Source organism: Pseudonocardia pini, from assembly GCF_013870575.1.
In the GTDB taxonomy this organism is placed as follows: domain Bacteria; phylum Actinomycetota; class Actinomycetes; order Mycobacteriales; family Pseudonocardiaceae; genus Pseudonocardia; species Pseudonocardia pini.
The window spans coordinates 1-1,141 of record NZ_JACBXB010001183.1 but is presented as its reverse complement, the minus strand read 5'-3'; the positions used below and the strand labels follow the sequence as shown (position 1 = coordinate 1,141).

The 1,141-nt window shown below is 73.3% G+C and carries 1 pseudogene; it reads right to left on the bottom strand.

The window, feature by feature from the left end:
• A pseudogene (locus tag H5J29_RS33660) lies at positions 1-281 on the bottom strand (hypothetical protein); the annotation flags it as partial.
• Positions 282-1,141 lie beyond the last annotated feature (860 nt).

The window sequence follows — 1,141 nt, the reverse complement described above, 5'->3', positions numbered from 1 at the left end:
CGGCCGCCCGGGACCCGGCGGTAGGGCGTGACCCGCACCCGGACGTCCACGAGCACCCGGCCGTCGCCGTCGGGCCGGACGAGCCCCGGGAGGGCGAAGTCCGCGCGCTGCCTGCCCTGACCCGACCAGCCCAGGAGCACCGGACGCCGGGCGGCCAGGTAGTCGCCGAGCACCCGGGCGCGCAGGTCCGGATCGTCCTCGTCCCAGGACAGGTAGTCCGCCGCGAAGGCCGCCGCCAACGCGGAGGCCTCGGCGGGGTGGGGGACGAGGGTCGGGGGCACGTGGTCCCACGGGCCGACGGCGTGAGGTCCGCGAAGCCCTCCATGATCACTGTTCGGGAGCGCGGAGCCGCGGCGGTCGCGGCTTGTGGTGCCGAACCGGTGATCTTCGCTGAAGTCCTGCGGTGCTGGGTACTGGTGTCCGCCGTAGGTCGGCCGAGCGTCGATGGAGCCGGGTGTGCCGAGTCGGTCAGCGTCGTGTGGGGGTGGCGGGTCGAGCCGCGGGTGATCGCTGTTCGGGAACGCGGAGCCGCGGTGGTCGCGGTCCGGCGTGCCCAACTGGTGATCTTCGCTGGAGGACGGCAGGCCTAGGTACGGGCGATCGCCGTGTGTCAGTACGGCGTCGGCATATCCGGGCGTCCCGAGTCGGTGAGCATCGTGTGGGGGTGGCGGGTCGAGCCGTGGGTGATCGCTGTTCGGGAACGCGGAGCCGCGGTAGCCGCGGCTGGGCGTGCCGAACCGGTGATCTTGGCTGGAGTCCTGCGGCGCTGGGTAGTGGTGTCCGCCGTGGATCAGTGCGGCGTCGCCATAGTCGGGCGTCCCGAGTTGGTGAACGTCCCCAGGGGGCGGCGGGTCGAGGAGGGGATGATCGCCGTTCAGGAACGCGGAGCCGCGGTGGCCGCGGCTGGGCGTGCCGAACTGATGATCTTGGCTCGGGGTTCGCGGGTCGGGTGGCGAATGATCGTCGTCCGGGAACGCGGAGCCGCCATAAGCGCGGCTCGACGTGCCGAACTGGTGATCATGAGGGGAGCTCCCAGGGGCAGGCGGTCCGGTCTCGTCGGGCCCAGCCCAGCCGGGTGGTGTCCCGGTCTGCTCGGGACCCGCCTGCCGGCCCTGCGGTGCGGCGGCCCGGCTCGGCGACC